The 623-nt window shown below is 34.8% G+C and carries 1 protein-coding gene; it reads left to right on the top strand.

What is annotated here, in order from left to right; translation table 11 throughout:
• The coding region (locus RG565_RS08990; RefSeq protein WP_308937474.1) for a site-specific integrase at positions 1-623 on the top strand (623 nt) is incomplete at both ends.

Below are 623 nucleotides of genomic sequence, written 5' to 3'. Positions count from 1 at the left end.
GCTGTATCCATCACATCAAGCCAATATCAAGCATTTATCAATAAATACGCTGAGACAAATTGTCGTGATAATGTCAGCCGCCTAAATGCAGAGATACGAAGTGTCCTTATTTTTGCTAGGCAAGATAAACTCAGTATAGATTTATTCACAGAAGGAGTTGTGCTATCTGGCAGAGAATCACCAAAGTCTAAGAATGAAAGATATATCCATAGCTTAGAAGATTATAAAAAACTTTGTCAGTATCTAGAATATCTCCTCGATTATCAAGAATCCGTCATTCCATATCTCTTATATATCCAACTGAAAACAGGTATGCGGTTTGGAGAAGTTCTTGGCTTAACTTGGGATTGTATCAATATTGAAAATAAGACCGTTAAAACATATAGACGCTATGATCGCACAAGAAAACGCTGGACAAAAGCTAAAACAGAAACTTCTATCCGTGACGTTCCGATTGATGATACTACAGTCTCTATTTTACAAAAGCTAAAGGCTGAACAAAGGTATGTTTTAAGAAGCCATCAAGTTTCTAATCCAGACAAATGTTTATTCTTCGATAAACAATCTGGACTACCTACAAATTCAGCAGTCAATAAACAATTAAAGAAGATACTATCTGAATT

It is taken from the genome of Streptococcus sp. IsoGale021 (genome assembly GCF_031142795.1).
In the GTDB taxonomy this organism is placed as follows: Bacteria; Bacillota; Bacilli; order Lactobacillales; family Streptococcaceae; genus Streptococcus; species Streptococcus hominis.
This window is presented reverse-complemented; position numbering and strand designations above follow the sequence as displayed.